Here is a 3909-nt window from a genome sequence, read left to right on the forward strand (position 1 = left end):
GGCCAGTGGCGGCCAGGCCGATGGTGCGGATATCGAGCCGCCTCAACGTGGCCGCCGTCGCGTCGAAACCGGCGACACCCTGGTCGAAAACATGATTGTTGGCCAGCGACAGCACGAGTTTTTCGCGCTCGATCCCGACCGCCGCCAATGCCTCCACCAGAAAGCGTTCGCTCATCGCATGATGCGTGCCGAGCTTGGTCCCCAGCACGGCACTTGGCTTGTCCACGATCGGGCTTTCGCAATTGCCGATCACCAGGTCGGCAGTGCCGAGCAGCGCCTTGATCGCCGGATCGCACGCCGGCGCGCTGCGGTTGGCCACGGCCGAGATGTCGCCGACGAAGGCCAGCCGCACAGTCTGTCCCGGCGGCGGATCCATCAGCGTCCCCGCCGCCGGGGCAAACCCGTTGGCGTCGCCGCCAAACGACGGCTTCAGGAACCGCGGCAGCCAGGACAGTTTGTAGGAAAGCGGATAGTTCGACACGCGATGCCCAATTTGCTTGCCCTGTGTAGACCGTCCGTCCGGCGTGTTGAAGCCATCCGGCGACAATCATGCGGCGTGACCGGCAGGCGGCGGACGGCAAATTCGTGTATGATCGCCGGCGCGAAACGCGCCTGGAGGGGAACATGAAACGAGTTGCGAGCCTGCTGGCCTCAGCCTTTATTCTGCTTGTACCGTTGTCTTCGGCTAGCGCCGCCATGTCCGAAGCGGCAACCGCATTGTTCGAAGCAAAGACCGTGGCCGCGCGCGACGGCGCCCTGTCGACACTGGAAGCGGCTGCGCCGAAAGATCCGGCTTCGGCCTATGCCGCCGGCGCCGGCGAGTTCTTCACCGCACTGGAATTGCTGGCGAGCGGCCTGCACCGCCATGGCTTCGAGAGCCCGCAATCCTTCATGCTGCCGCTGATGCAGCTGCCCGTACCGACAAACCCCAATCCCGAGCCGCTGACCTACGAAGAGTTCCGCGCCATACTGGTCGCCTTTCGCGACCGGCTGGCAAAGTCCGCCGCGACGCTGGGTTCGGTGCCGGCCGACGCCGATATCGGCATGGTCATCGACCTCACCCATGTCGGCATCGACCTCAATGAGGACGGCACGATCGCACCGGATGAAAGCATGGCGGCGATCATGGCGGCGCTGTCGCACGGCGGCATGGCGCCAGACGGCGCCGCGCCTGCGCTCACCTTCCGCTTCGACCGCGCCGACGGTTACTGGTTGCAGGGCTACGCCGAGTTCCTGATGGCGCAGGCCGATTTCTGGCTGGCGCATGATTTCAGGGGCACGTTCGACGGCTCGTTCCACATGCTGTTCCCGCGCGCCAAGCTGCCATTGCAGGACATCCTGGTGCCGCCGCCCAGCGAGATGGGCGGCAACATGTTCTCCTCGGAATGGCGCATCGCCGATTTCATATCGATGGTGCACATGATCAACTGGCCGGTGATCGAGCCGGAGCGCCGCAAGGCGGCGCGCCAGGAGCTGCTCGAAATGATCCGGCTGTCGCGCGAGGACTGGAAAGCGATCCGCGCCGAGACCGACAATGACCGCGAATGGCTGCCGGGCCCGCAGCAGAAGGGCGAAAACCAGCTCACCGGCCTCGAAGTCGGCGAGGAGCAGGTCCAGGCCTGGCTCGCCACCTTGACCATGGCCGAGGACTTGCTTGAAGGCCGGGCGCTGCTGCCGCATTTCCGCATCACCGGCAAGGGCATCAACATGAAGCGCTTCTTCGACGAGCCGAAGCCCTTCGACCTCGTACTGTCGATCACCGGCCCCGGCATCGCACCCTATCTGGAGGCCGGCAAGATCCTGACCAGCGACGATTTCGACCAGATCCAGCGCGAGTTCGGCGGCGGCGGGTTTTTGACGTTCGCGCTGTGGTTCAATTGAGGACTAAGCGCCTCTAACCGCACTGACGATCAGAAGAAACGGCGTTGGAGACGCAGGAGCCCGGCCACGACCGCCGCTATCAGCGCGTTCGATATCACGCCGACCGCGCCGCTCATCCAGGCGATATCGCCGGACTGACCAAGAATTACGAAGGGATAGAAGATGGCGATGATGACAATTGCCGCCACCAGTCCAAGCCAGCCCGCGCTCGGCTGCTTGACCCTGAGGCTGAGGAAATAGGCGATCGCGATCAGCACGATCCTGAGCGGGTCCAGTATCTGGGCAATGACGATAACGGTCAGAAGCATGGCCGGGCACTAAGCGTCAAAACCAAACCTTTCAAGTGCCAGGGGCTGATGGAATTCAGCCAGTCTGATGTCGACGCGTCCTAGTCTAGCGCGTGAACCCGTGCAGCCGGGCCAGCAGCCATTGCAGCGGATTGTTGACGAATGCCTTGGTGACGAAGCTGTCATGGGCGGCTTCCGAGGCGAGCAGAGCGATGGTGCCGGCTTCCAGCCGTTGCGGCGGATCGGCGCTTGCAGTGATGCCCTTGCCTGCCAGCGCCTGCCTGATCTCGGCATTGCCCGAGGCCGAGGATTTGCCGTAGGCGCTGACGAAGAAACTCTTCCTGTGATGCGCGATCCAGTCGGCGAAGACGTCGGCTTCGTCGAACACGGCGTCGAGCAGGATGACGCCGAGCAGGCGGCCGCCAATGTCACCATTCCCAAGCACGGAAGCGGCCGGATTGTAGCCGCCGCTATAGGCGACCAGCACCACCGGCATGGCCTCGAATTTTGCCGCCTTGGCGCCGGTCAGCCTGGCCAGGCCTTGCGCCGCCTCGGCCATGAACCCGGAAAAATAGCCCGGCGTCCAGAAATTGCCGGCGCTGGAATCCTGCGCGTCGCGGGCAAATTGCGGCGCCACCAGCACGGCGTTGAGGCCCGAAGCCTCGACCTGCGCGGCCACGCGCTGGCGCCCGACCACGTCTCGCTGCAAGGTCGCGCCGTTGCCGTGGAAGAACACGACGATGACAGCAGGCTTGGCGGCATCAAAACCTTTGGGAATCCCGAGTAGCGTCGAGCGGTCCGAATAGGTCTCGTCTTCCCAGTAGATTCCCCCACGCGGCGAGGTGTGGCCGTGGCGGCCGTTCGCATCGACGTCGAGAAACGGCGCGGAGCCGTCGGGCAGCTTGCCCCGGTACGGAAACGGCGACGCCTTGAACGGCACGATGGTCGAGATCGCCTTGTGCAAGCGCGCCCCCTGGCTTGCCACCGGAAACGCCGCCGTGGCCAGCAGTCCGGCGACGATGGCGCGCCGGTCCGGCATCAAGCGGGCACCACCCGGAGAGCCGGCGCCCTTGATGGCAACAGCACCGCGAAGAAGGCCGGAATGGCGACGAGATAGGCAATCCCAGCCCATTGCAGCACGGCGCTGAGGCCGAAGCTGGTGGCGACGATCGGCACCGCGGCCGAGCCGATCACCGAGAAGCAGCCATTGATGCCCCAGGCCCAGACGAACAGATGCTCCTTGCCGAGCCGCGCCAGCCAGGTCATGGCGGTGGCCATCGGCATGCCCATCAGGAAGGCCGGCGGCGACACCAAGAGGAAGCAGAGCAGCAACCGCACCGCATAGGGATAGGCGCCGATCCAGTCGAGCACCGGCGACAGATAGAAGCCGTAAATCAGCAGCAGCGCGCAGATGGCCAGCAGCACCACCGGCAGCAGCGTTCGGGCGCGGTCGAAGATGCGTTCGGCGAACAGGCTGCCGAGACCGGAAAACACCAGCATCGAGGAGATCAGCACCGAGGCCGAAACGGTCGGATTGGCCAGCGCCACGGTGAAGCGGCTGATCAGCCCGACCTCGACCATGATGTAGCCGAGGCCGAGGCAGGCGAAATAGAGGATGGTGCCGAGCTTCCCGCGCGAGCGCGAGAACACGATGCGCCAGCCGAAGAGCACCGGCAACAACACCAGCGACGCCGCCGTGATGCAGGCAATGCCGAGCGTCGCCCAGATCAGCAGATAGCCC

At 64.9% G+C, this 3909-nt stretch carries 4 protein-coding genes and 1 pseudogene; 1 reads left to right on the forward strand and 4 read right to left on the reverse strand.

Annotated features, from left to right (window positions below; genetic code table 11):
- Nucleotides 1-481: CapA family protein (locus EOA36_RS29880; protein ID WP_189553425.1), on the reverse strand; the 481-nt coding region annotated here is incomplete at its 3' end.
- Between the two features lie 143 nt (nt 482-624).
- On the opposite strand from EOA36_RS29880, the gene EOA36_RS29885 reads away from it, so the two are divergent.
- Nucleotides 625-1881 (forward strand): hypothetical protein, encoded by a 1257-nt coding sequence (locus tag EOA36_RS29885; RefSeq protein WP_127280558.1) that lies wholly within the window; start codon nt 625-627, stop codon nt 1879-1881.
- 29 nt (nt 1882-1910) lie between these two features.
- Here the strand turns inward: EOA36_RS29885 and EOA36_RS29890 are convergent, their stop codons facing one another.
- The 3 genes and pseudogenes from EOA36_RS29890 to EOA36_RS29900 form a co-directional block, all read right to left on the reverse strand.
- Nucleotides 1911-2189, reverse strand: coding sequence for a hypothetical protein (locus tag EOA36_RS29890; RefSeq protein ID WP_127280559.1), 279 nt, complete (start codon nt 2187-2189; stop codon nt 1911-1913).
- An 85-nt stretch (nt 2190-2274) separates the two neighbouring features.
- Complete coding sequence (locus EOA36_RS29895) at nt 2275-3207, reverse strand: hypothetical protein (RefSeq protein ID WP_127280560.1); 933 nt, start codon at nt 3205-3207, stop codon at nt 2275-2277.
- A pseudogene (locus EOA36_RS29900) lies at nt 3207-3909 on the reverse strand (hypothetical protein); the annotation flags it as partial. The gene EOA36_RS29895 and the pseudogene EOA36_RS29900, both read right to left, overlap by 1 nt.

The sequence above is a fragment of the Mesorhizobium sp. M8A.F.Ca.ET.021.01.1.1 genome (genome assembly GCF_003998025.1).
Classification (GTDB): Bacteria; Pseudomonadota; Alphaproteobacteria; order Rhizobiales; family Rhizobiaceae; genus Mesorhizobium.

Coding starts and splice junctions, on each gene's coding strand:
- EOA36_RS29885 (WP_127280558.1), top strand. CDS start 625: ATGAAACGAGTTGCGAGCCTGCTGGCCTCAGCCTTTATTCTGCTTGTA.
- EOA36_RS29895 (WP_127280560.1), bottom strand. CDS start 3,207: ATGCCGGACCGGCGCGCCATCGTCGCCGGACTGCTGGCCACGGCGGCG.
- EOA36_RS29890 (WP_127280559.1), bottom strand. CDS start 2,189: ATGCTTCTGACCGTTATCGTCATTGCCCAGATACTGGACCCGCTCAGG.